19 protein-coding genes and 1 pseudogene are annotated in these 22,810 nt (G+C 62.7%); 4 read left to right on the forward strand and 16 right to left on the reverse strand.

Annotated features, from left to right (window positions below):
* Positions 1 to 60 precede the first annotated feature (60 nt).
* From fabB to NKJ58_RS17220, 3 genes are all read left to right on the forward strand, one after another.
* The gene (gene fabB / locus NKJ58_RS17210) at positions 61 to 1,281 is read left to right on the forward strand and encodes a beta-ketoacyl-ACP synthase I (protein ID WP_023738184.1); all 1,221 of its coding nucleotides are present in this window, start codon (positions 61 to 63) and stop codon (positions 1,279 to 1,281) included.
* Between the two features lie 33 nt (positions 1,282 to 1,314).
* Positions 1,315 to 2,127 (forward strand): enoyl-ACP reductase FabI, encoded by an 813-nt coding sequence (gene fabI / locus NKJ58_RS17215; protein ID WP_023669564.1) that lies wholly within the window; start codon positions 1,315 to 1,317, stop codon positions 2,125 to 2,127.
* 184 nt (positions 2,128 to 2,311) lie between these two features.
* A complete protein-coding gene (locus tag NKJ58_RS17220; RefSeq protein ID WP_352853520.1) occupies positions 2,312 to 3,865 on the forward strand; it encodes a putative bifunctional diguanylate cyclase/phosphodiesterase in 1,554 nt (517 codons plus the stop codon).
* A gap of 16 nt (positions 3,866 to 3,881) precedes the next feature.
* Here NKJ58_RS17220 and NKJ58_RS17225 read toward each other — a convergent pair whose 3' ends face one another.
* The 10 genes from NKJ58_RS17225 to rimP form a co-directional block, all read right to left on the reverse strand.
* Positions 3,882 to 4,895, reverse strand: a complete 1,014-nt coding sequence (locus NKJ58_RS17225) for a class I SAM-dependent methyltransferase (RefSeq protein WP_352853522.1) — start codon at positions 4,893 to 4,895, stop codon at positions 3,882 to 3,884.
* Positions 4,896 to 4,980: 85 nt separating this feature from the next.
* Positions 4,981 to 7,128 (reverse strand): polyribonucleotide nucleotidyltransferase, encoded by a 2,148-nt coding sequence (gene pnp / locus NKJ58_RS17230; protein ID WP_023688738.1) that lies wholly within the window; start codon positions 7,126 to 7,128, stop codon positions 4,981 to 4,983.
* 278 nt (positions 7,129 to 7,406) lie between these two features.
* On the reverse strand, positions 7,407 to 7,781 hold the full coding sequence (rpsO, locus tag NKJ58_RS17235) for a 30S ribosomal protein S15 (protein ID WP_280790898.1): 375 nt from the start codon (positions 7,779 to 7,781) through the stop codon (positions 7,407 to 7,409).
* A 95-nt stretch (positions 7,782 to 7,876) separates the two neighbouring features.
* Positions 7,877 to 8,971 (reverse strand): magnesium/cobalt transporter CorA, encoded by a 1,095-nt coding sequence (gene corA / locus NKJ58_RS17240; protein ID WP_023682006.1) that lies wholly within the window; start codon positions 8,969 to 8,971, stop codon positions 7,877 to 7,879.
* Positions 8,972 to 9,015: 44 nt separating this feature from the next.
* On the reverse strand, positions 9,016 to 9,987 hold the full coding sequence (gene truB, locus NKJ58_RS17245) for a tRNA pseudouridine(55) synthase TruB (protein ID WP_023821531.1): 972 nt from the start codon (positions 9,985 to 9,987) through the stop codon (positions 9,016 to 9,018).
* A complete protein-coding gene (gene rbfA, locus NKJ58_RS17250) occupies positions 9,987 to 10,406 on the reverse strand; it encodes a 30S ribosome-binding factor RbfA (RefSeq protein WP_023669558.1) in 420 nt (139 codons plus the stop codon). The genes truB and rbfA overlap by 1 nt, the downstream gene beginning before the upstream one ends.
* Before the next feature lie 161 nt (positions 10,407 to 10,567).
* Positions 10,568 to 13,132 (reverse strand): translation initiation factor IF-2, encoded by a 2,565-nt coding sequence (gene infB / locus NKJ58_RS17255; protein WP_023669557.1) that lies wholly within the window; start codon positions 13,130 to 13,132, stop codon positions 10,568 to 10,570.
* The gene (locus NKJ58_RS17260; protein WP_352853524.1) at positions 13,129 to 13,779 is read right to left on the reverse strand and encodes an RNA-binding protein; all 651 of its coding nucleotides are present in this window, start codon (positions 13,777 to 13,779) and stop codon (positions 13,129 to 13,131) included. The genes infB and NKJ58_RS17260 overlap by 4 nt, the downstream gene beginning before the upstream one ends.
* Positions 13,780 to 13,817: 38 nt before the next feature.
* Positions 13,818 to 15,413, reverse strand: a complete 1,596-nt coding sequence (nusA, locus tag NKJ58_RS17265) for a transcription termination factor NusA (protein WP_023669555.1) — start codon at positions 15,411 to 15,413, stop codon at positions 13,818 to 13,820.
* Between the two features lie 47 nt (positions 15,414 to 15,460).
* Positions 15,461 to 16,105: a ribosome maturation factor RimP gene (rimP, locus tag NKJ58_RS17270; RefSeq protein ID WP_023669554.1), complete on the reverse strand. Its 645-nt coding sequence runs from the start codon at positions 16,103 to 16,105 to the stop codon at positions 15,461 to 15,463.
* 335 nt (positions 16,106 to 16,440) lie between these two features.
* On the opposite strand from rimP, the gene NKJ58_RS17275 reads away from it, so the two are divergent.
* Positions 16,441 to 16,605 carry a hypothetical protein gene (locus NKJ58_RS17275; protein ID WP_023669553.1) on the forward strand — a complete coding sequence of 55 codons (165 nt, stop codon included), beginning with the start codon at positions 16,441 to 16,443 and terminating at the stop codon, positions 16,603 to 16,605.
* Positions 16,606 to 16,647: 42 nt separating this feature from the next.
* Here the strand turns inward: NKJ58_RS17275 and trmB are convergent, their stop codons facing one another.
* The 6 genes and pseudogenes from trmB to NKJ58_RS17305 all read right to left on the reverse strand — a co-directional run bounded on the left by trmB (position 16,648) and on the right by NKJ58_RS17305 (position 22,785).
* On the reverse strand, positions 16,648 to 17,349 hold the full coding sequence (gene trmB, locus NKJ58_RS17280) for a tRNA (guanine(46)-N(7))-methyltransferase TrmB (protein ID WP_023823757.1): 702 nt from the start codon (positions 17,347 to 17,349) through the stop codon (positions 16,648 to 16,650).
* A 139-nt stretch (positions 17,350 to 17,488) separates the two neighbouring features.
* Positions 17,489 to 18,754 carry a methionine adenosyltransferase gene (gene metK, locus NKJ58_RS17285; protein ID WP_023669551.1) on the reverse strand — a complete coding sequence of 422 codons (1,266 nt, stop codon included), beginning with the start codon at positions 18,752 to 18,754 and terminating at the stop codon, positions 17,489 to 17,491.
* Between the two features lie 222 nt (positions 18,755 to 18,976).
* The gene (locus NKJ58_RS17290; RefSeq protein WP_023669550.1) at positions 18,977 to 19,396 is read right to left on the reverse strand and encodes a helix-turn-helix domain-containing protein; all 420 of its coding nucleotides are present in this window, start codon (positions 19,394 to 19,396) and stop codon (positions 18,977 to 18,979) included.
* A 137-nt stretch (positions 19,397 to 19,533) separates the two neighbouring features.
* Positions 19,534 to 21,126, reverse strand: a complete 1,593-nt coding sequence (gene lnt, locus NKJ58_RS17295) for an apolipoprotein N-acyltransferase (RefSeq protein ID WP_352518533.1) — start codon at positions 21,124 to 21,126, stop codon at positions 19,534 to 19,536.
* A 77-nt stretch (positions 21,127 to 21,203) separates the two neighbouring features.
* Positions 21,204 to 21,673, reverse strand: a pseudogene (locus NKJ58_RS17300) (VOC family protein).
* 20 nt (positions 21,674 to 21,693) lie between these two features.
* Positions 21,694 to 22,785 (reverse strand): hemolysin family protein, encoded by a 1,092-nt coding sequence (locus tag NKJ58_RS17305; RefSeq protein WP_023755163.1) that lies wholly within the window; start codon positions 22,783 to 22,785, stop codon positions 21,694 to 21,696.
* Positions 22,786 to 22,810: the final 25 nt, after the last annotated feature.

Consider the following 22,810-nt stretch of genomic DNA (forward strand, 5'->3'; position numbering starts at 1 on the left):
GTATGATCGCCGGCGAAAACCGACTAGGGTTTCGGGATCATCCGCTGGAAGGAGTTGCGAATGAGAAGGGTCGTCGTCACAGGCCTCGGCATCGTATCGTCGATCGGCAACAACGCCAACGAGGTGCAATCCTCGCTGCATGATGCCAAATCAGGCATCAGCTTCTCAGATTCCTTCGCCGAACACGGCTTCCGCTGCCAGGTCTGGGGTGCGCCGACGCTCGACCCGACCCCTATGATCGACCGGCGCGCCATGCGCTTCCTGAGCCAGGGCGCGGCCTGGAACCATGTCGCGATGGACCAGGCGATCGCCGACGCCGGGCTTGGCGAAAGCGACATCACCAATGAGCGCACCGGCATCGTCATGGGCTCGGGCGGCCCCTCGACCCGCACCATCGTCGAGGCGGCCGAGACCACGCTCAAGAACAACAGCCCCAAGCGCATCGGTCCGTTCGCGGTGCCGAAGGCGATGTCGTCGACCGCGTCGGCGACGCTCGCCACCTGGTTCAAGATCCACGGCGTCAACTATTCGATCTCGTCGGCCTGCTCGACCTCGGCGCATTGCATCGGCAACGCCTACGAACTGATCCAGTGGGGCAAGCAGGATGTGATGTTTGCCGGCGGCCATGAGGACCTCGACTGGACGATGTCGGACCTGTTCGATGCCATGGGGGCGATGTCGTCGAAGTATAACGATCGTGCGCCGACAGCTTCCCGCGCGTATGACGCCAATCGCGATGGCTTCGTCATCGCGGGCGGCGCGGGCGTCCTCATCCTGGAGGAGCTCGAACACGCCAAGGCGCGCGGCGCCAAGATCTACGCTGAGATCGTCGGCTATGGCGCGACGTCGGACGGTTACGACATGGTGGCGCCGTCGGGCGAAGGCGCGGTGCGCTGCATGCGCCAGGCTCTGGCGACGGTGTCCACGCCGGTCGACTACATCAACACCCACGGCACCTCGACGCCGGTCGGCGATTCCCGGGAAATGGGCGCCATCCGAGAGGTGTTCGGCGACACGATGCCGTTCATCACCTCGACCAAGTCGCTGACCGGCCATTCGCTGGGTGCCGCCGGCGTACAGGAATCGATCTACTCGATCCTGATGATGCAAGGCGGCTTCATCGGCGAGAGCGCCCATATCGAAAACCTCGATCCCGAATTCGAGGACATGCCGATCGTGCGCAAGCGCATCGACGACGCCAGGATCGACACGGTTTTGTCCAACTCGTTCGGCTTCGGTGGCACCAACGCAACGCTGATTTTCCAGCGCTATTCCGCATAAGGCCAGCGTTTTATTGTAGGGGGATTGCCGGCCATGGACGGACTGATGAAGGGCAAGCGCGGGCTTGTCATGGGCGTCGCCAACGATCATTCGATCGCCTGGGGCATCGCCAGGAAATTGTCCGAACACGGGGCGGAGCTTGCCTTCACCTATCAGGGCGACGCATTCGGGCGCCGCGTCAAGCCGCTTGCCGAGAAGCTTGGCGCGTCTCTGGTGGTGCCCTGTGACGTCGAGGACAGCGCATCGGTCGCCGCCACCTTCGAGACGCTCGGCAAGGAATGGGGCGGGCTCGACTTCGTCGTCCACGCCATCGGCTTTTCCGACAAGAACGAGCTCAAAGGGCTCTACGCCGACACCAGCCGCGACAATTTCGTCCGCACCATGGTCATCTCCTGCTACTCCTTCACCGAGGTCGCCCGCCATGCCGCCCCGCTGATGAGCGAAGGCGGCGCGATGATCACGCTGACCTATGCCGGCTCTGTCCGCGTCATGCCGAACTACAACGTCATGGGCGTCGCCAAGGCCGGGCTGGAAGCCAGCGTGCGCTATCTCGCCAACGATTATGGCCCGCGCGGCATCCGGGTGAACGGCATATCGGCGGGACCGGTGCGTACTTTGGCCGGCGCCGGAATCTCGGACGCCCGCCACATGTACTCCTACCAGCAGCGCAACTCGCCGCTGCGCCGCACGGTGACCATCGACGAGGTCGGCGGCTCGGCGCTCTATCTTTTGTCCGACCTCTCGTCAGGCGTCACCGGCGAAATCCATTATGTGGATTCCGGCTATCACATCGTGTCGATGCCAACCCTGGATGAGTTGAAGCAGACCGACAGCGTACGCGATTAACTCACCAGTAAAATTAGATGCATCGGCGGAAACTCATTTTAAGGAGATATCCGCTAGAAGTCCTATGGGCTTGGGCTCTGCGCGTTCTTGCTGGGCGCAAAGGATGCTTTAGCCTTTATGAATTTGCGCTTGATATTTCCCGAAAGTCGAGTTGATTTCGGGATCATGCGACAGGGACTGAGCAATGCCTGCTGTCAGCAACCCGAAGCGAACACCTGTGTTCCGGCTGCTCACCGTCGCCAGTTCGGGCCTTGGCAGTTTCATCCTTGGGCTTTGGGGCCTCCGGCATGGTTTCGGGGACGGCTTTGCCGGCATGCAGGCGGAAACCATGATCGGCGTCGCGTCGGCGCTATGTGCGCTGGCCGCCGCCGGTGCTGCCTTGTCCTTCTTCGCCGGCGTCGATGAATCGGTGGACTACGTTTTCAACGAAACCCATTTCGACAAGCTGACCGGGCTTTTTGCGCGGCCGGCGATGGTCGGCAGGATTGCCGACGCGGCGTCCGCGACGATCAGGACCGGTGAACCGGTGTTCCTCATCGACATCGACATCGACCGCTTCAAGCAGATCAACGACGCCATCGGCTACAGCCATGGCGACGAACTGATCCGCGGCTTCACCAAGCGGTTGAAGGCCTGCATGCCCGAAGGCGCGGTGATGGGGCGCATCGGCGCCGGCGAGTTCGCTATCCTTGTCTGGGAACACCAACTCCAAAGGTCCATGGAAAGCACCGTCGAAACCATGATCGAGGAGATGCTGAAGCCGTACCAGCTCGATTCCCACCTGCAGTCGGTCGGCCTGTCGGTCGGCATCGTGGCGATGCCAAAGGACGGCGTCGATCCGGTCCTCATCCTGCGCCGCTCCAACCTGGCGCTGCAGAATGCCCGCGCCGGCGGCGTGGGCAACTGGTCGGTCTTCCATTCCGACATGGGCCAGGTCGCCGACTACCGCCACTGGATCGAATCCGAACTGCACATCGCCTTCGACCGTGGCGATTTCGACCTTCATTACCAGCCGCAGCTCGACCTGCCGACCGGCCGTGTCGTCGGCTACGAGGCGCTGATCCGCTGGAAGCACCCGGAACGCGGCATGATCCCGCCGATGGAATTCATTCCGATCGCCGAAGAGACCGGCATGATCCACCCGATCGGCAATTGGGTGCTGAACAAGGCCTGCAGCGATGCCCGTCATTTGCCCGAGGACTGCTTCGTTGCCGTCAACATCTCGCCGGTCCAGTTCAGGACCAAGGATTTCGTCGGTATCGTGCGCGACACGATGGCCAGCACCGGCATCAAGCCGTCGCGGCTGGAGCTCGAAGTGACCGAGACGGCGATGATGCAGGACCGCGACCGCGCCGCCATCATCCTGCAGCAGCTTGCCGACATGGGCATTTCGGTGGCCGTCGACGATTTCGGTACCGGCTATTCCAATCTCAGCTACCTGATCGACTTCGCCTTCGGCAAGCTGAAGATCGACCGCTCCTTCGTCAGCCGCATCGACACCGATTCCAATTCGGGCGCCGTCGTCTCTACCATCGTTGGCCTGTCGCGGGCGCTCGGCGTCGGCATCATCGCCGAAGGCGTCGAGACCGAGAACCAGGCGACGCTTTTGCGAGCGGCCGGCTGCGAGATGGTGCAAGGCTATCTGTTCGGCAGGCCGGCGCCGCTCAAGATCAAGCCTGGCGACATCAGACCGACCATTCCCGTCCACGAGCCGGCGCGCATCGTCAGCATGCATTGAGGTGACCGGCACCGTCCTATCGGCGCGCGGAGAAAACCTTGAACATGCCGTCGCGGGCGAGCTCGGCATGGCTGGAGAAGACGGCCTTCAGAACCGGCTCATAGGGCAGCTGGCGGTTCGCCACCATGAACAGCCGCCCGCCCGGCTTCAGCGCCTTGCCCGCCGCCTGGATCATGCCGGCGCCGATTTCCGGCTCGGCCGCCCGGCTGCGATGGAAGGGCGGGTTCATGACGATGGCATCATAGCGCCGCTCGACCGGCTCGCTCAGCAGATCGGTCCAGAAGAAGCCGGGCTCGAAGCCTGTCTGGCCGATATTGCCCTTGGCCGCCTCAAGCGCGTCGAAATCCGCTTCGTAAAGGTCGAGCCCCGTTATGCCGGATGAACGTGCCGCGACCTCGGCGGCGACATAACCCCAGCCGGCGCAGAAATCAGCAATGTTGCCGCGCAGGTCGTTGGGCAGGTTGTCGACCAGAAGTTTCGAGCCGACGTCGATCCGGTCGAAGGAGAACATGCCAGGCGCGGTGCGGAAGCGGTCCTCTACGACCAAGGCGGGATTGGCGACGCGCAGTTTTTCCGCAGGCGCCAGATCGGCCGGACGGCGGAGCCAGAAGGCGATGCCGTGATATTTCGGCAGATGCCCTTCGATGGGGACAAGCTCGTCGATGCGCTTGCGCAGGCTGGCGATGCCTTCGTCCTTACCGCCGGCGACAATGATCAGACCGCCCGGCGTGACGCGTTCGATCGCCTCGGCAATACGCATCTCGTTTAGCCCACGATGGCGGCCGGCAAGCACGAGCGCTGCATCGAATGCATCGCCTTCCGCGCGCGGCGTTACCTTGTGACCGGCACGCTCCAGCGCTCGGAGATGCGGCCGGAAACCCTGTGCAAGATGGAGCTCTGCCTCGAAGCCTTCCGGCAAGCGGAAGCCGGGCTCCGCACCCAGGAACAACACACGCTCGCCCTTTTGCGGCAGAGGGAGCCCCTCGGCCTCGAAGGGATGGAACAGTGTCTTCAGCGGCTCAGCGGCCATTCTTCGATTCTCATGTCGTAGACGGGTATTAAACGAAAACGGGCGCGACATAAGCCGCGCCCGTTCAACTCTATTGTCAGACCACTCAGGCGGCGTTTTCTTCGCCTTCGGCCTTCTTGTCGCGGGCGATTTCCTTGCCGGTGGCCTGGTCGACGACCTTCATCGACAGGCGGACCTTGCCGCGCTCGTCGAAGCCCATCAGCTTGACCCAGACCTTGTCGCCTTCCTTGACGACGTCCGAGGTCTTGGCGACCCGGTCGTTGGCAAGCTGCGAGATGTGGACGAGGCCGTCACGCGGACCGAAGAAGTTGACGAAAGCGCCGAAGTCGGCGGTCTTGACGACCGTGCCTTCGTAGATTTCGCCGACTTCCGGCTCGGCGACGATGGTATGGATCCACTTCTTGGCCGCCTCGATCTCCTTGGCGTTCGACGAAGCGATCTTGACCGTGCCGTCGTCCTCGATGTTGATCTTTGCGCCGGTCTTCTCGACGATCTCACGGATAACCTTGCCGCCGGAGCCGATCACGTCGCGGATCTTGTCGGTCGGGATGTGCATAACCTCGATGCGCGGTGCGAACTCACCGAGTTCGGGGCGGGCGCCGGTCAGAGCATGCGCCATCTCGCTGAGGATATGCTGGCGGCCGTCCTTGGCCTGGTCCAGCGCGATCTTCATGATCTCCTCGGTGATGCCCTCGATCTTGATGTCCATCTGCAGCGAGGTGATGCCGCCTTCGGTACCGGCAACCTTGAAGTCCATGTCGCCGAGGTGATCTTCGTCACCCAGGATGTCGGACAGAACCGCGAAGCGCTCGCCTTCCTTGATCAGGCCCATCGCGATACCAGCAACCGGCTTGGCCAGCGGAACGCCGGCATCCATCAGCGCCAGCGATGTGCCGCAGACGGTGGCCATCGACGACGAACCGTTGGACTCGGTGATCTCCGAGACGACGCGCAGCGTGTAGGGGAACTGGTCCGCGCTCGGCAGCATCGGACGGATAGCGCGCCAGGCGAGCTTGCCGTGGCCGATTTCGCGGCGGCCCGGCGAACCCATGCGGCCGGTCTCGCCGACGGAGTAGGGAGGGAAGTTGTAGTGAAGGAGGAACTTCTCCTTGTACATGCCGGTCAGCGAATCGACATACTGCTCGTCCTCGCCGGTACCCAGCGTGGCAACGACCAGCGCCTGGGTCTCGCCGCGGGTGAACAGCGCCGAACCGTGCGTGCGCGGCAGGACGCCGACTTCCGAGACGATCTTGCGGACAGTCTTGAGGTCACGGCCATCGATGCGCGAACCGGTGTCGAGGATGTTCCAGCGCACGACCTTGGCCTGGAGTTCCTTGAACACCGAACCGATCTGCTCGGAGGTGTACTTGGCGTCTTCGCCTTCGGCCGGGGCGAACGCTGCCTTGACCTTCGCCTTGACGGCGTCGACGGCGGCGTAACGCTTCTGCTTGTCGACGTTCTTGTAGGCATTGCTGAGCTCGTCGCCGACGATCTTCAGCATTTCGGCTTCAAGCGCGGAGTAGTCCGGCGCCGTGAAATCGCGCGGCTCCTTGGCGGCAACTTCGGCCAGCTTGATGATGGCGTCGATGACCGGCTGGAAGCCCCTGTGGCCGAACATGACGGCGCCGAGCATCAGCTCTTCGCCGAGTTCCTTGGCTTCGGACTCGACCATCAGCACGGCGTCGGTGGTGCCGGCGACGATCAGGTCCAGCCTGGATTCCTGCATCTCATCGACATGCGGGTTGAGCACGTATTCGCCGTTGATGTAGCCGACGCGGGCGCCGCCGATCGGGCCCATGAAGGGAACGCCCGACAGCGTCAAAGCGGCCGAGGTGGCGACGATCGACAGGATATCGGGATCGTTCTCGAGGTCATGCTGGACGACGGTGACGACGATCTGGGTGTCGTTCTTGTAGCCGTCGGCGAAGAGCGGGCGGATCGGGCGGTCGATCAGGCGGGAAACCAGCGTTTCCTTTTCGCTCGGACGTCCCTCGCGCTTGAAGTAGCCGCCCGGGATCTTGCCGGCGGCGTAGGTCTTTTCCTGGTAGTTGACGGTCAGCGGGAAGAAATCGAGGCCTGGCTTCGGCTCCTTCATCGAAACGACGGTGGCGAGAACCTTAGTTTCGCCGTAGGTCGCAAGCACCGCGCCGTCAGCCTGACGTGCGATCTTGCCGGTTTCCAGGATGAGCGGACGGCCGCCCCATTCGATTTCCACTTTGTGGTAGTTGAACATATCTTGTCCTTAATAAGCGGAAAGGGCCGCGCCGTTTCACGGTGCGCGGATGCCCTTTCCCTGGCTTCCTTTCTCGGGCAGCCACGGGCAAGACAACGGGAAGCTCGGGTAGATTTCGGCACTGGTTAGCGCACGAGCGTCCTGCAATCCTGCCCCATGACCGTCCATGGGCGGTTTCGAGTGGCCTCTGCGCGCTCGAAACCGGGTCTAGCCAATCGATGCGACTGGCAGAATGCGCGACCGGCGGGCTCTCCTTCGAAAGCCCGCCGGTCAATTCGTCAACGGCGCAGACCGAGCTTCTCGATCAACGTCTGATAGCGCGCGTCATCCTTGCGCTTGAGATAATCAAGCAGGCTGCGGCGCTGGGAGACGAGAGCGAGCAGACCACGGCGGGAATGGTTATCCTTCTTGTGGTCCTTGAAGTGGTCGGTCAGGTTCTTGATGCGCTCGGAAAGGATGGCCACCTGGACTTCCGGAGACCCGGTATCGCCCTTGGCGGTTGCGAATTCACCCATCAATTCCTGTTTGCGCTCGGCAGTAATCGACATCGTGTTTTTCCTTATCTGTTTGAGGAAACGGGTCGCCCTCAGCCGGGATGTCGTCCAGCAGGGGCCGGTGCAAGCAAAGCGACATGGCGCGATGCTGCGGCGCATATAGGGCAATTCCCCGGAAAACACCAGCCCATTCATAAAGCCGGCTTGTCGCAGCCCTTTGCTCGGGAATCCAGGATTCCCCTGACACCGAAACCTTACAGCCACTTCTTGCTTTTGAAGAAGACGATCAGCCCGACAGCAACGGCCAGCATGAACAGCAGCGAAGCCGGGTAGCCATAGTAGGCTTTCAGTTCCGGCATGTTCCACGGCGAGCTCTCGGGATCGAAATTCATCCCCCAGATACCGACCAGGAAGGTTAGCGGCATGAAAATCACCGAGACGATGGTGAGATAAGAGATCACATCGTTGGTGCGTGCCTGGCTCAGCGACAAATGCATTTCGATCAAGCCGGTCAGCATATCACGCTGGTTCTCGACCAGCTCGATCAGCCGCAATGCGTGGTCCAGCGTGTCGTTGAAGAAGATTTTCGTCTCCGGCTTCACATAGGGCACGTCGTTGCGGATCAGCGTCGCCAGCGCGTCGCGCATCGGCCACAGCACGCCCTTGAGCACATTGGCGTCGCGCCGCAATTCGTGCAGCTGGCGCATCTGATGCTTGTGAGGCGTGTTGAGCATCTCGTCCTCGATGCCATCGACCTCCTCGCTAGCGGCCTCAATCGGCGGGAAATAGCTGTCGACGATGGAGTCGATGAGCGCATAGGCCAGATAGTCGGCGCCGCGCATCCGCAAGCGGTTGGGCAACGCTGCCGCGATGCGCTTGCGTACGGGGTCGAACGGATCGCCTTCGCGCTCCTGGAAGGTGACGACGAATTTCTTGCCGAAGAACACCGCGATCTGCTCATAGCGATGCACCTTGACGTCGTCGATCATGCGCATGACGACGAAGGCGTGGTCCTCGAAGAAGTCGACCTTCGGCCGCTGGCCGGTGTTGACGACATCTTCCAGAGCCAGTGGATGCAGGTTGAAGATCCGGCCGATCTCCTCGATCAGCTGGATGTTGGCGAGACCGGTGCAGTCCAACCAGACGACCGGCCAGTTGTCGCAATGGGTGTTGAGATCGTCGATACTGGCATCGTTGATGGTCTTGAATTTTTCAGGCGAAATCAGCGTCAGCCGCAGCTCGGACCGTCGCGCCGCCGGATCGGCGATCAGCGTGCCAGGCGAGGCGCCAACCGGCGGCCGGCGCGTTGTCACCGGCGCCCGCTTCTTCACCGCCTCAGCCTTTGCCATGTGCCCCTCGGATGTGACGTCGACGTAAGACTAGACGAGAGTGGTCAGCCGGCAAAGACCCGCTTCGGCTTGAACATGCCCTGCTCGATGGCGCCGATGGCGACAAGCTTGCCGCGCGCGGTGGCGCAGGCTTCCTCGGCTTCCACGGGCGCGTCGCGGCCGCGGATGATGACGGGATTGCCAAGGCGGATCTTGGTCGCCGCTTCGTCGCTGATGGCGATCTGGGGCAGGCAGTCGAGCGCGGCGGCCGTGTCGACAAGCAGCGCATCGATGGCGCCAAAGTCGATCGGCGCATCGGCAACATCGGCGTCGCCCTCTCCGTCAGCTTCGCGCTGTTCGCCGAAACGGGCGACTTCCAGTTCGGCGAGGGTGACGAAATCCTCCTGGGTGAACGGCTCGACCTCGACCCGGCGCAATTCGGCGATATGACCGAAGCAGCCGAGGTCGCGGCCCATGTCGCGGGCCAGCGAGCGCACATAGGTGCCCTTGCCGCATTCGACCTCGAACAAAGTGTGGTCGGCAGCGTGCTCGACGATGTCCAGACGGCCGATCTCGATCTCGCGCGCGGGGATGTCGACCGCCTCGCCCCCACGGGCGAGATCGTAGGCGCGTTCGCCTGATATCTTGATGGCCGAGAATTGCGGCGGTGTCTGCATGATGACGCCGGTGTAGTTCGGCAGCAGCGCCCTGACGTCGTTTTCCGCCGGACGGCGGTCGGAACTTTGCGTCACCGGGCCTTCGAGATCGTCGGTCGAACGCTCCTCGCCCCAAGCGACGGTGAACCGGTAGATCTTGGCGCCGTCCTGTACATAAGGCACGGTCTTGGTTGCCTCGCCGAGCGCGATCGGCAGCATGCCAGAGGCCAGCGGGTCGAGTGTGCCGGCATGGCCGGCCTTTTCGGCCTGGAAAAGCCATTTGATCTTGGAGACGGCTTCGGTCGAACCCATGCCAACCGGCTTGTCCAGCACCACCCAGCCGGAGATCGGCCGGCCCTTCTTCTTGCCGCGGCGCCCCACTATTTCTCGTCCTTGTCGTTGTCTTCGCCATCGGCACCCAAGTCTCGCGCGACTTCGGGCGATTTCAGCAAATCGTTGATCCTGGCGAAATTGTCGAAGGACGTATCGAGCTTGAAGCGGAACTCCGGCATGAACTTCATCTGGCGGAGCGCGCCGGAGACGCGGCCACGGACGAACTTCGCATGCTTGTTGAGCGCGTCGATGACCGCACCCGTGTCCTTGGCGCCGAGCGGCGAAACGAAGGCCGTTGCGACCCTCAGATCAGTCGACATGCGCACTTCCGAGACCGAAACCACGGTGTTCTCGATCAGCGGGTCGATAATCTCGCCGCGCTGCAAGGTTTCCGACAGCGCATGGCGCACCTGTTCGGCGACGCGAAGCATGCGCTGGGATGGGCTGGAGGCGGTTGGACGGGGCATTTTTCTCAATCCGGAAAGCGTGAGGCGCGGGATGGGACCGTGCCGCATGTCTCATACTTGTTTCTATGCATGTCGTTTATCCCGCACTTTTGGGCGACAGGCATTAAAGTTAGGGCGGCGGTCTTTCGACCACCGCCCGGTCGTATCGACAGTATACGAACTCAGAGCGTCCGGGTCACCATCTCGACGCGGAAGCACTCGATGATGTCGCCAACGCGCATGTCCTCGTAGTTCTGGAAGGCCATGCCGCACTCCTGGCCGCCCGGAACTTCCGCGACTTCGTCCTTGAAGCGCTTGAGGGTCTTCAGCGTGCCTTCATGGATGACGACGTTGTCGCGGATCAGGCGCACGCCCGCTCCACGCTCGACCTTGCCTTCGGTGACACGGCAGCCGGCGATCTTGCCGACCTTGGTGATGTCGAAGATCTCGAGGATCTCGGCATTGCCGATGAAGGTCTCGCGGCGTTCCGGCGACAGCAAGCCGGAAAGTGCTGCCTTCACATCGTCGACGAGGTTGTAGATGATCGAGTAGTAGCGGATTTCGATGCCCGCGGCCGCCGCGGCCGCACGTGCCTGCACGTTGGCACGGACGTTGAAGCCGATGATCGCGGCCCCCGAGGTCTCCGCCAGCGACACGTCGCTTTCGGTGATGGCGCCGGCGCCGGCATGAACGATGCGCGCACGCACCTCGTCGGTGCCAAGCTTGTCGAGAGCGGCGTTGATCGCCTCGATCGAACCCTGCACGTCGCCCTTGATGACCAGCGGGAATTCCTTCAACCCGCTCGTCTGCAGCTGCGACATCATCTGTTCGAGCGAGCCGCGCTGGCCGGCATGGCGAGCCACTGCCTTCTCGCGCGCCAGACGCTGGCGATATTCGGTGATCTCGCGGGCGCGGGCCTCGTTGTTGACGACAGCGAAGCGGTCGCCGGCTTGCGGCGTGCCCTGCAGGCCAAGCACCTCGACCGGCATTGCCGGCGGCGCCTCCTTGATCTGCTCGCCACGGTCGTTGACCAGCGCGCGCACCCGGCCCCATTCGTTGCCGGCGACGAGGATGTCGCCCGGCATCAAAGTGCCGGTCTGCACCAGTACGGTGGCGACGGGGCCACGGCCCTTGTCGAGCTGGGCTTCGATGACCACGCCCTCGGCGGTACGGTCCGGATTGGCCTTGAGGTCGAGGATTTCGGCCTGCAGCAGGATCGCCTCGAGCAGCTTGTCGAGGTTGGTGCCCTTGGTCGCCGACACTTCGACGTCCAGCACTTCACCGCCCATCGATTCGACGAACACCTCATGGCGCAGCAGTTCCGACCGCACCTTCTGCGGATCGGCATCATGCTTGTCGATCTTGTTGATCGCCACGATGATCGGAACGCCGGCCGCCTTGGCATGGCTGATCGATTCGATGGTCTGCGGCATGACGCTGTCGTCGGCCGCCACCACCAGGATAGCGATGTCGGTCGCCTGAGCGCCGCGGGCGCGCATCGCCGTGAAGGCGGCGTGACCGGGCGTGTCGATGAAGGTGATCTTCTGACCGTTCTTCTCGACCTGGTAGGCGCCGATATGCTGGGTGATGCCGCCGGCTTCGCCGGAGACGACATTGGCATTGCGGATGGCGTCGAGCAGCGAGGTCTTGCCGTGGTCGACATGGCCCATGATGGTCACGACAGGCGGCCGCGACACCAGGTCCTCGGCATTGTCGGCAATGTTGAACAGGCCTTCCTCGATGTCGGACTCGGCGACGCGGCGGACCGTGTGGCCGAATTCGGTGGCGACCAGCTCGGCCGTGTCGGCGTCGATGATGTCGCCCGGCTTCAGGATCTGGCCCTGCTTCATGAAGTACTTGACCACATCGACAGCGCGCTCGGACATGCGCTGCGCCAGTTCCTGGATGGTGATGGTTTCAGGCAGGATCACTTCGCGCATAACCTTCTCGCGCGGCTCATTATGCATCGCGCGCTTGAATTTTTCCTGGCGGCGACGCATCGACGACAGCGAGCGGGCGCGCGCGTCCTCGTCGGAAAGCGCCGTGTTGAGGGTCAGCTTGCCGCGACGACGGTCTTCCTCGGCCTTGGTCGGCTTGGCCGGGCGCGCCACTTCGGGCGTAACCGGACGGCGTACCGGAGCGCCGGCGGCGGTGCGCTTCGGCTTGACCTCTTCCTCGTCGTCCGATGCCACAAGCTCGGCAGCCTGCGGCGCGCGGCGGCGCGCTTCTTCCTCGGCGCGGCGGCGGGACTCGGCCTCGGTCTGCAGGCGGGCTTCTTCCTCGGCCTGACGGCGCGCGGATTCCTCGCGCTCGCGCTTGCGGCGTTCCTCATCCTCGTTGCGGCGCTTGGCCTCTTCGATGGCGCGTTGGCGGTCCTCGACGTCGCGAACCTTGGAGCCTTCGAGCGCCCTGCGGCGCGCTTCCATTTCATTGCGCGACAGTTCGTTCAGCACCATGCCGCCGCGTTCGGCCGGCGGCGGCGGAGGCGGCGCCTTAGGCGCTTCCTGCACGACGGGGGCTGCCACTACCGCGGGCTTGGGCGTAAATACGGGTGCAGCCACCGGCTCCGGCTTGTCGCCGGGCATGGAGAATTTGCGCTTCTTGATCTCGACCTGGACCTGCTTGGTGCGGCCATGCGAGAAATTCTGTCGCACGACGCTCTGCTCTGTACCGGGGCGCTTCAGCGTCAAGGTCTTCTTCGGTGTAACACTCAACGTCTTATCGTCGCCCGATTTCGTATCGCTCATTCCATATCCTCTGCAGCATCATCTTCGTCAGCAACGGCCGCAAGCATTGCCAGATCGTCGGGGGTTCCGCCCCGATATCGGTCGAGCGCAACCATGCGCCTCTCAACCGCCTTGCCCGCGTCTCCCGCGAGAACGGCAGCATGTATCACATTTGTACCCCCCAATGCCAAGCTCAACTCGGCCTCGGAGAAAAGTTTGTAGGCAAGGACTGCCGGCCCGCCGAGGTGGACAGTTGCCCGCCGCGCCTGACTGATCTTGCGCACGCCATCGTCGGATGCCTCGGTCGCGTGGAGCACGAAAAGCGCCGACCCCGAGCGCACCGCGCTCTCGACCTTGGTTGCGCCGAGTGCGATCGAGCCAGCCTTGCGGGCAAGGCCAAGCATACCCAAAGCGGATCGTGCAAGCAGTCCGTCGACCATGCCGCCGAGATCGGGCGGCACGACGACCTGCGCCTTGAAGGCGCGGGCAAACAGGTTCTTCGCCGCCGCCTTGCCGATATGTAGGCGGTCGGCGCTCACCCAACAACCACGGCCGGGCAGATTTCTCTTCAGGTCAGGAACGACGGCCGAATCCGGGCCGACGACGAAACGGATCAGCTCATCCGGCTCGGCTTGCTTGCGCGTGACGATGCAGGTGCGATCGTTCATCTCGTCCTGGGGCGGGTTGTGTGCGATGCGGTTTCACCTCACGCACCAACGGCTTCGTCAGCCGGGACCTGTTCGGCTGCAAGCTCGTCTTCGGTGATCCAGCCGGCCTTGAGGCGGGCTGCCAGAACCATCTGCTCGGCGTCGGCGCGCGACACGCCGTGATTGGCGAGCACACCCGGGAATACCTTGGTCTCGCCGTCCTTGCGTTCCTTCCAGCCGGTCAGGTCGTCGGCGGCATAGCCGGCGAAATCCTCGATCGTCTTCACGCCATCCTCGCCGAGCGTCACCATCATGGCGGTGGTGACGCCAGGGATCTCGCGCAGTTCGTCGGTGACGCCCAGCGCCTTGCGCTTGTCGTCATGCTCGGCTTCGATCTTCTCCAGATATTCGCGGGCGCGGGTCTGGATCTCCGAAGCGGTGTCTTCGTCGAAACCGTCGATCGAGGCGATCTCGCCCGAATCGACGTAGGCAACTTCCTCGACGCTGGTGAAGCCTTCGGAGGCCAACACCTGGCCGACCATCTCGTCGACATCAAGGGCTTCCATGAACAGCGACGAGCGTTCGACGAATTCCTTCTGGCGGCGCTCAGACTCCTCGGCCTCGGTCAGGATGTCGATGTCCCAGCCGGTGAGCTGCGAGGCAAGACGCACGTTCTGGCCACGACGACCGATGGCAAGCGACAGCTGGTCATCGGGAACCACCACTTCGATGCGCTCGGCATCCTCGTCGAGCACGACCTTGGCGACTTCCGCCGGCTGCAGCGCGTTGACGATGAAGGAGGCAGCCGAAGGCGACCACGGGATGATGTCGATCTTTTCGCCCTGCAATTCGCCGACCACGGCCTGGACGCGGCTGCCGCGCATACCGACGCAGGCGCCGACCGGATCGATCGACGAGTCACGCGAAATGACGGCGATCTTAGCGCGCGAGCCTGGGTCGCGGGCGACCGACTTGATCTCGATGATGCCGTCATAGATTTCCGGCACTTCCATGGTGAAGAGCTTGGCCATGAACTGCGGATGGGTGCGCGACAGGAATATCTGCGGGCCGCGCTGTTCGCGGCGCACGTCGTAGACATAGGCGCGGACGCGGTCGCCGTACTTGTAGTTTTCACGCGGGATCAGCTCGTCGCGGCGGATAATCGCCTCGCCACGGCCGAGATCGACGATGACGTTGCCATATTCGACGCGCTTGACGGTGCCGTTGACGATCTCGCCGATGCGGTCCTTGTATTCGTCATACTGGCGGTCGCGCTCGGCCTCGCGCACTTTCTGCACGATGACCTGCTTGGCTGACTGGGCGGCGATGCGGCCGAAATCCATTGGCGGCAGCTGTTCGGCGATGAAGTCGCCAAGCTGGGCGTCCGGATTGCGCTCGCGGGCCGAGGAAATGGCGATCTGGGTGGCGTAGTCGTCGACCTTCTCGACCACTTCCATCAGCCGCTGCAGCTTCATCTCGCCGGTGTTGGCGTTGATGTCGGCGCGGATGTTGGTTTCCTGGCCGTAGCGCGAGCGCGCGGCCTTCTGGATCGCATCAGCCATGGCGGCAATGACGATCGACTTGTCGATCGACTTTTCACGCGCCACCGCGTCGGCGATCTGCAGCAGTTCAAGTCTGTTGGCGCTTACAACCATCTTATTTCTCCCGAGCTTGTTGCCGAGCTTTTAGGCCCGGCCGCTCATCATAGTTCCTGTTCGATTTCGTCTTCCGCGCCGCCTTCAGCACCTTCGGGTGCATCATCAGCTTCGCCGCGGCGTTTCTTGGCTTCCTTGCGTTCCCGGTTGTCCTTCGAAAGGGCATCGCGAATAAGGTCGTCGGTGAGGATCAGCCGCACATCGGCGATCGCGTCATAAGGAATGCGAACCGTCGGCTCTTCGCCGTAGGCGGCCTTGTCGCGCTCGAGCAGCATGTCGTCTTCGCCGGCTTCGGCGATCTTGCCCTTGAAGCGCTTGCGGTCGGCGACCGGCACCGAGGTTTCCATCTTCACCAGATGGCCGGTCCAGGTGACGAAATCCGACTTGCGTACCAGCGGCCGGTCGATGCCCGGCGACGACACTTCGAGATGATAGGCCTTCTCGATCGGGTCATCGACGTCGAGCGCCGGCGACACAGCGCGGCTGACCTCTTCGCAATCCTCGACGGTCATGGTGCCGTCCTCGCGTTCGGCCATGATCTGCAGCGTCAGGCCGTTCTGGCCCGACAGATGCACCCGCACGAGACGGAAGCCAATGCCTCGCAACACCGGCTGAACGATCAGCGCGATGCGCGCATCGATACCGCTTTCGCGGATGATGCGGTCGTCGGCTTCGCTTGCCGTTGCAGTCATGCGTTTCCTGTCGTTCTATGGGTCAGGATGATCGTCGTCCCGAACCATCTCTTTGCTGATGGCTGACCGGCAGGTAATAAAAAAGAGCGGGACCGGGTGGACCCACTCTTCGTCATACCGACCAAGAATTTGAGGCTGATATAGACGATCCCGGCCAGTGTTTCAAGTCTGTTGAGGGGCCGGGCAGAGTGCAGCCGGCGACGGCTGGCAGGATTGCGCGGGGCGCATGCCGGCTATGCGGTAACGGCCCTGTGATCCCGGATGTCACATCGCTATCTATGGTGCACTGCACAAATCAAAGATGAGCGCGCGGTGGCGCGCGAAAGGTCAAGACAATGAGCAACCGTACCGTGTTTTCCGCCATAGGCGACGCCTTTGCCCTGTTCGGCAGCGCCGTTGCCGCCTCGCGGGCCGTCGAAGCCGGCCGCAAGCCGCGCGCCAACGATCTGCGCCGGCTTGGCATGGACCCGACCGCTTTCGGCAAGATCGGCCGTTTCTGAAGCCAGACCGGCTGTCGATGCGGGACACTTTCCCGCATCGAACTATTTTCTGATGAAGGTGAGATAGGCCGGCCGTCGGCCCTCGCGAATGGCTTTCGCCTCGTAGCGTGTGCCCGGCCAGCCTTCATAGGGCCGATGCCAGTCGGCCCCATCTTGCGCCTGCCAGAGGAGCGCGCCATGCGCCCGGCAGTGCAACAAGGTCCAGTTCACATAGGTGTCGATGTCGGATGCGAAGCGGAATTTTCCGCCCGGCTTCAGCACGCGCGCGAACCGATCGAGGTTGAGCGGGCTGACAAAGCGCCGCTTCCAATGCTTTTTCTTCGGCCAGGGATCGGGGTAGAGCAGATCGATGCCGTCGAGCGACGCCTGCGGCAACCAATCGAGCAGGCGCGTGGCGTCGTCGTCATAAACGCGAAGATTGGCAAGCGGCTTTTCCCGCACCGCCATCATCAACTTGGCCATGCCGTTGACGAACGGCTCGACACCGATGAAGCCGGTCGCCGGTGCCTCCGTGGCACGGTGCAGCAGATGCTCACCGCCGCCGAAGCCGATTTCCAGCCGAACCGTTGAAACATCCGCTGAGAATAGCGCGCGCAATTCTGCCGGTGCCTGGACGGAGAGGTCGAGGCCATACGCTCCAAGACCGCTTTCCAGCGCCGCGGCCTGCTGCGGGCGAATGGTCTTGCCGTGCCGGCGGCCGAAGAACCCTTCGGTCGCGCGGCTCCGCCTGTCCTGTGGATCCATGGCCTGGTCGCGCGCCGCGCTTAGATTGAGATGAGATTTGGGATTGAGATGAGATTTGGCTGAAATCTCATCTCAATCTAATCCTTTGTTGGAGCATGATCTTTTCCAAAAAACCGGTACCCACTTTTTGGAATCATGCCTAAGCAGCGATCGCGTCCTTGAGCGCCTTGGCCAGATCGGTCTTTTCCCAGGAGAAGGACCCGTCTCGGCCGGCCTTGCGGCCGAAATGGCCGTAGGACGAGGTCTTTGCGTAGATCGGCTTGTTGAGGTCGAGATGCCTGCGGATGCCGGATGGCGACAAATCCATCACCGTGCGCAGCGCTTCCTCGAGCTTGGCCTCGTCGACCTTGCCGGTGCCGTGCAGGTCGACATAGACCGACAGCGGCTGGGCAACGCCGATGGCGTAGGACAGCTGGATGGTGCAGCGGTCGGCGAGCTTGGCCGCCACCACATTTTTGGCGAGATAGCGCGCCGCGTAGGCGGCGGAGCGGTCGACCTTGGTGGTGTCCTTGCCGGAGAAGGCGCCGCCGCCGTGCGGGGCAGCACCACCGTAGGTGTCGACGATGATCTTGCGGCCGGTCAGGCCGGCGTCGCCGTCCGGTCCACCGATGACGAACTTGCCCGTCGGGTTGATGTACCACATGCAATCGTCGGCGATCTTGAGGTCGCCGAGCGCCTCACGGATGTAAGGCTCAACGACCTTGCGGACCTTCTTGGAATCCCAGGTCGCGTCGAGATGCTGCGTCGACAGCACGATCTGCGTCGCTTCGGCGGCTTTGCCATCGACATAGCGAACGGTGACCTGGCTCTTGGCGTCGGGTCCGAGCTTGCCGGCTTCGCCGTTGTTTTCGTGACGGGCAGCGGCGAGCAGTTCGAGAATCTTGTGGCTGTAATAGATCGGCGCCGGCATCAGGTCCGGGGTCTCGCGGCAGGCATAGCCGAACATGATGCCCTGGTCGCCGGCACCCTCTTCGCCCTGGCGGTCGGCGGCGTTGTCGACTCCCTGGCCGATGTCGGGCGACTGGCCGTGCAGCAGAACCTCGATCTTTGCCGTCTTCCAGTGGAAGCCGGCCTGCTCGTAGCCGATTTCGCGGATCGCCTTGCGGGCGACCGACTTGAACTTGGCCGGGTTGACGACCGAATGCCCGGCGGCGTCCTTGAGGATGTTGCCGGCTTTGTCCCGCTTCAGCAGAGTATCGGGAACCCTTACTTCGCCGGCGATGACGACGCGGTTGGTGGTTGCGAGCGTCTCGCAGGCGACGCGGACTTTCCACGGGTCCATGCCGGTCTTCTTGGCCTCGCGATAGACCAGATCGACGATCTCGTCCGAGATGCGGTCACAGACTTTATCGGGATGACCCTCGGCCACGGATTCCGAGGTGAAGAAGTAGTTCTGCCGCGTCACGGGTGTCCCCTCTTGAAAAAACGATCGGCAGGGCTGCCGATTTTGGCGCGCCACGTGTTAACGGTGCCGGGCGCCGCTCGTCAAGCGGTGCCGCGGTTCTGGCATGAGTGCCGCAGCAATATATCTTGTACCACCGGCGGCTTGGCGCCGCCGGCAGTCGAGCCTCTGGGCTACTCGGGCCCGGGGGATTACTGGGGCCAATGGGTCAATCGACCCACCGAATCACTCGGCATCTTCGGCAGAAAGGGACTTCACAAGGTCGATAATCCGGCGGCGCACCTTCACATCCGCGATCTTGACGAACGCGCGGTTGAGCTGAAGCCCTTCCGGACTGCCGCAGAATTCGACGGCGAAAGCCATCGAAGTGTCCTCGGCAAATCCTCTATTACCCACCGGCTCCTGCCCTGGCGCATCCTCGAAAAAGAAGGCGACAGGCACGCTGAGTATCGAGGCTATTGCCTGCAGACGGCTGGCGCCGACGCGGTTCGTTCCTTTTTCATATTTTTGGATCTGCTGAAACGTAATACCGAGATTTTCACCGAGCTTTTCCTGGCTCATTCCAAGCATATTGCGCCGAAGGCGGACGCGACTTCCGACATGGATGTCGATCGGATTCGGTTTCTTCTTGTTTTCTTCTGTCATTTTTTCCTCGCCGAATTTTTCCGGCCTTTTCTATTTTTCTCGCCCAAACGAAGCCGGAGCCAACTGCCCCAACAGAAACACCAACCGACTTCGAGAAAATTAGGCGGTAACAGTATGAGTTTCTAATGTGTCGACTGTCAATTCACCCGTAGCCGTTGCCTTACGTTCAAGCTGAGGGCGATTGCGGCAAACACCAACATGATCAGCATTCCGTTAATGCGCCGCCCCGCGGCGGAGATGAAGGCTTGGCCGGAGATCGGCACCCGCACGTCGATGGCGCCACGTGCATCGACCGCCAATGCGTCGACGATGCGTCCGCGCGTATCGACAACGGCGGAAATGCCGTTGTTGGCGGCGCGCAACAGCGGCAATCCGTTTTCCACCGCGCGAATCTGAGCCTGCCTGAAATGCTGGTACGGCCCGGGCGTGTCGCCGAACCATGCGTCGTTGGTGACGTTTACAATAAGCTGGGATGACGTTGCGTCAACAGCCACCAGATCAGGAAAGATCACCTCGTAGCAAATAAACGGCAAGGCGCTGATGCCGCCGGGCAGAGCGATCGGATGGCGCTCGCTGCCGGCGGCGAAGTTCATCGGCCCGGCGACGAACTGTCCGATGCCGAAGCGGCTGAGCAGACCGGAAAACGGCAGATACTCGCCGAACGGCACCAGATGGACCTTGTCGACGGCATCAGCGATTTCACCCTTGTCGTCGATCGCCACCACCGAATTGTAGTAGCGGCTGTCGGCATCCGCCCCGGATCCGCGCTCCTCGCGCACGACGCCGGCAATCAGCATCTGACCAGGCTGCAGCATGTCGCCGAGCGCGGTCAGCGCGTCCGGACGCTCGGTGAACAGGAACGGTACCGAGGTCTCCGGCCACAGGATAAGTTGCGGTTTGTCATGACCGGGATCGGGCGCTGCGGCCGACAGGCCCATCATCGTGGCGAAGATGCGGTCGCGCACCGAGGCGTCCCATTTTTCGCTGAGGTCGACATCCGGTTGCACGATACGGACATCGAGAGTGCGGGTTGCCGGCTTGTCGGGGGTCGCGAGCCTGACATAGCCGAAGCCGGCATGGGCGGCGACGAGAATGGCAAGCAGGACCACACCGAGACGGACATGCCGGCGTGCTGCAAGCAAGGCCGGCATGGCGAAGACAAAGACCGCCAGCGCGTTCATGCCGACCATGCCGGTCACCGACACGCTTTGCATCAACAGCGGCACGGGCATCGCCGCATACCCGACGGCATTCCAGGGAAAGCCGGTGAACAGGAAGCCGCGCAGCCATTCCGTCAGGCCAAAAGCAAAGGCAAGGGCGGCAATGCGGCCAATGTCGTTGGTCCATAACAGCCGCGCGACGACGGTGGCGAAGCCGTAGAAAAATGCCAGCGCCAAAGGAATGCCGACGACCGCGAAGGGTAAGGCCCAGGCGAAACTGTCGGCCTCGACCAGAAGCGCCTCACCGATCCACCACAGGCCGGCGAGGAAATAGCCGAAGCCGAACCACCAGCCAATGGCAAAGGCCGGCCGCAGGCGCCTGAGCCAGCCGTCGGAAGCCTCGCCGGTGGCGCCGTCGAGCAGCCAGACCAGCAGTGGAAACGAGACGAAACAGACGGCGAAGAAATCGTAAGGCGCCTGGGCGAGCACCGCCAGCGCCCCGGCAAGAAACGCCACCAGCGCGCGCCGCCAGCCCCAAAGCAGAATTATCCGGCCGGCAAGGCGCTCCATACAGACTTCCCAGGTCGCGCGAATCAAGAGCCAAGATTTATCAGATTTATTGAAACGCGAACCGGCCGATCGCTGCGCTATCGGTGCCATCCCTCGATGGTTAGCCCGCTCAGTTGCTCGGCCTCCTCGCGCGGCACGGTGCGCAAGGTCTGGGAGAAGGTCCAGAGTGGCCTTCGGGGTCGCGCGCCCGATACTGCCGTTCGCCGTAGAAATGGTCGGCAGGCTCCTCGACGATTTGGGCTCCAGCCGCCATTGCCCGCTCACAATGCACGTCCAGGCCGTCTTTCAGACGCACACAGACCGACTGAGTGTTCTTGCCGCCGACGCTTACCGGACTGGCAATATGATCGGCCCATTCGGAATCGACGATGATATAGCCGTCGCCAAAACGCATTTCGGCATGGACCAGCCGTCCGTCGGCATCGCTGACCACCATGCTCGGCTCGAAGCCGAAGGCCGTTTCGAGCCATTTCAATGCGGCTCGCGGGTCCTTGTAGAAGACACCGGAGCCAAAGGTTGAGTGCTTGAAGGGATCGTCGATCGTCATGTACCGAGCGACGTTCTGCTCTAGGCCTGCTCGGTGCGAGCGGTAGCGCGGCGGCGACGCTCGCCCTTCTGGTTCTGGACGATGCGCACCCGCTTGACGCGGCGCGGATCGGCGTCGAGCACGTGGAATTCGAAGCCGGGGATGGCTTGCACAACCTCACCACGCGCGGGCACGCGGCCCAGCGTGTTGAAGATCATGCCGCCGATCGTGTCGACATACTCGCCATGCTCGCCGGCGGTAAAGTCCTCGCCGATCATCTTGGCGACCTCGTCGATCTCGGCCTTGCCGTCGACGACGAATACGCCCTCGCCGGTCTGGGTGATCAGCGGCTCGTCCTCGTCATGCTCGTCCTCGATATCGCCGACGACCATCTCGACGATGTCTTCCAGCGAGGCGAGACCATCGGTGCCGCCATATTCGTCGATGACCAGCGCCATCTGGGTTCGCGTCGTCTGCATATGACCCATCAGGTCGGAGGCAAGCATCGATGGCGGCACGAAAAGCACCGGGCGGATCAGATTGAGGTCGCCGATGGTGCGGCCGAGATCGACCTGGGCGAGGTCGAGAAGCGTCGTTGCCGGCGTCTTCCTGGATGTTCTGCCCTTCTTGACGCGGGCAACCTTGGTGATGTGGGCTAGCACGTCGCGGATGTGAACCATGCCGCGCGGATCGTCGAGCGTCTCGGAATAGACCGGCATGCGGGAATGGCCGGACTGCTCGAACAGACCGAGCAGATCGCCCAACGTCGTGGTGATCTCGACGGCCTCAATATCGGCGCGCGGCACCATGACGTCCTCGACGCGTACCTCGCGCAGGCGCAATATGTTGTTGAGCATGGCGCGTTCGCCAGGCGAGAAAGACCCGGCATCGCTGGTCGTCTCGGCAAGCGCGCCGGCGATTTCCTCGCGCAGGCTGGTGCCGTTCCGCTGCCTGAAAAGGCCCAAGACGCGGTCGAACAGGGACGGACCGGCAGGCGATGGCTCGCTGGCAATACTACCAGAAGCGAGGCTGCCGGAACTGGGACTCGGACTCGATCCCTCTTCCGTCGTATCGGAAGGCTTTGTCGCACTGCCAGCCTCGGGGCGGGCGGCAGTTTCTGGTTTGTCGTTCATCGTCGTCCGGTCAATTGGTCTTTTG

The organism is Mesorhizobium sp. M0139, from assembly GCF_040322455.1.
Lineage (GTDB): Bacteria > Pseudomonadota > Alphaproteobacteria > Rhizobiales > Rhizobiaceae > Mesorhizobium.

Excerpts from the sequence above, each read along its gene's own strand:
- infB (WP_023669557.1), bottom strand. The coding sequence starts at position 13,132 with ATGAGCGATACGAAATCGGGCGACGATAAGACGTTGAGTGTTACACCG.
- rpsO (WP_280790898.1), bottom strand. The coding sequence starts at position 7,781 with ATGCGCCGCAGCATCGCGCCATGTCGCTTTGCTTGCACCGGCCCCTGC.
- NKJ58_RS17225 (WP_352853522.1), bottom strand. The coding sequence starts at position 4,895 with ATGGCCGCTGAGCCGCTGAAGACACTGTTCCATCCCTTCGAGGCCGAG.
- NKJ58_RS17290 (WP_023669550.1), bottom strand. The coding sequence starts at position 19,396 with ATGACAGAAGAAAACAAGAAGAAACCGAATCCGATCGACATCCATGTC.
- lnt (WP_352518533.1), bottom strand. The coding sequence starts at position 21,126 with ATGGAGCGCCTTGCCGGCCGGATAATTCTGCTTTGGGGCTGGCGGCGC.
- NKJ58_RS17260 (WP_352853524.1), bottom strand. The coding sequence starts at position 13,779 with ATGAACGATCGCACCTGCATCGTCACGCGCAAGCAAGCCGAGCCGGAT.
- rimP (WP_023669554.1), bottom strand. The coding sequence starts at position 16,105 with ATGACTGCAACGGCAAGCGAAGCCGACGACCGCATCATCCGCGAAAGC.
- fabB (WP_023738184.1), top strand. The coding sequence starts at position 61 with ATGAGAAGGGTCGTCGTCACAGGCCTCGGCATCGTATCGTCGATCGGC.
- NKJ58_RS17220 (WP_352853520.1), top strand. The coding sequence starts at position 2,312 with ATGCCTGCTGTCAGCAACCCGAAGCGAACACCTGTGTTCCGGCTGCTC.
- fabI (WP_023669564.1), top strand. The coding sequence starts at position 1,315 with ATGGACGGACTGATGAAGGGCAAGCGCGGGCTTGTCATGGGCGTCGCC.
- NKJ58_RS17275 (WP_023669553.1), top strand. The coding sequence starts at position 16,441 with ATGAGCAACCGTACCGTGTTTTCCGCCATAGGCGACGCCTTTGCCCTG.
- pnp (WP_023688738.1), bottom strand. The coding sequence starts at position 7,128 with ATGTTCAACTACCACAAAGTGGAAATCGAATGGGGCGGCCGTCCGCTC.
- corA (WP_023682006.1), bottom strand. The coding sequence starts at position 8,971 with ATGGCAAAGGCTGAGGCGGTGAAGAAGCGGGCGCCGGTGACAACGCGC.
- nusA (WP_023669555.1), bottom strand. The coding sequence starts at position 15,413 with ATGGTTGTAAGCGCCAACAGACTTGAACTGCTGCAGATCGCCGACGCG.
- rbfA (WP_023669558.1), bottom strand. The coding sequence starts at position 10,406 with ATGCCCCGTCCAACCGCCTCCAGCCCATCCCAGCGCATGCTTCGCGTC.
- NKJ58_RS17305 (WP_023755163.1), bottom strand. The coding sequence starts at position 22,785 with ATGAACGACAAACCAGAAACTGCCGCCCGCCCCGAGGCTGGCAGTGCG.
- trmB (WP_023823757.1), bottom strand. The coding sequence starts at position 17,349 with ATGGATCCACAGGACAGGCGGAGCCGCGCGACCGAAGGGTTCTTCGGC.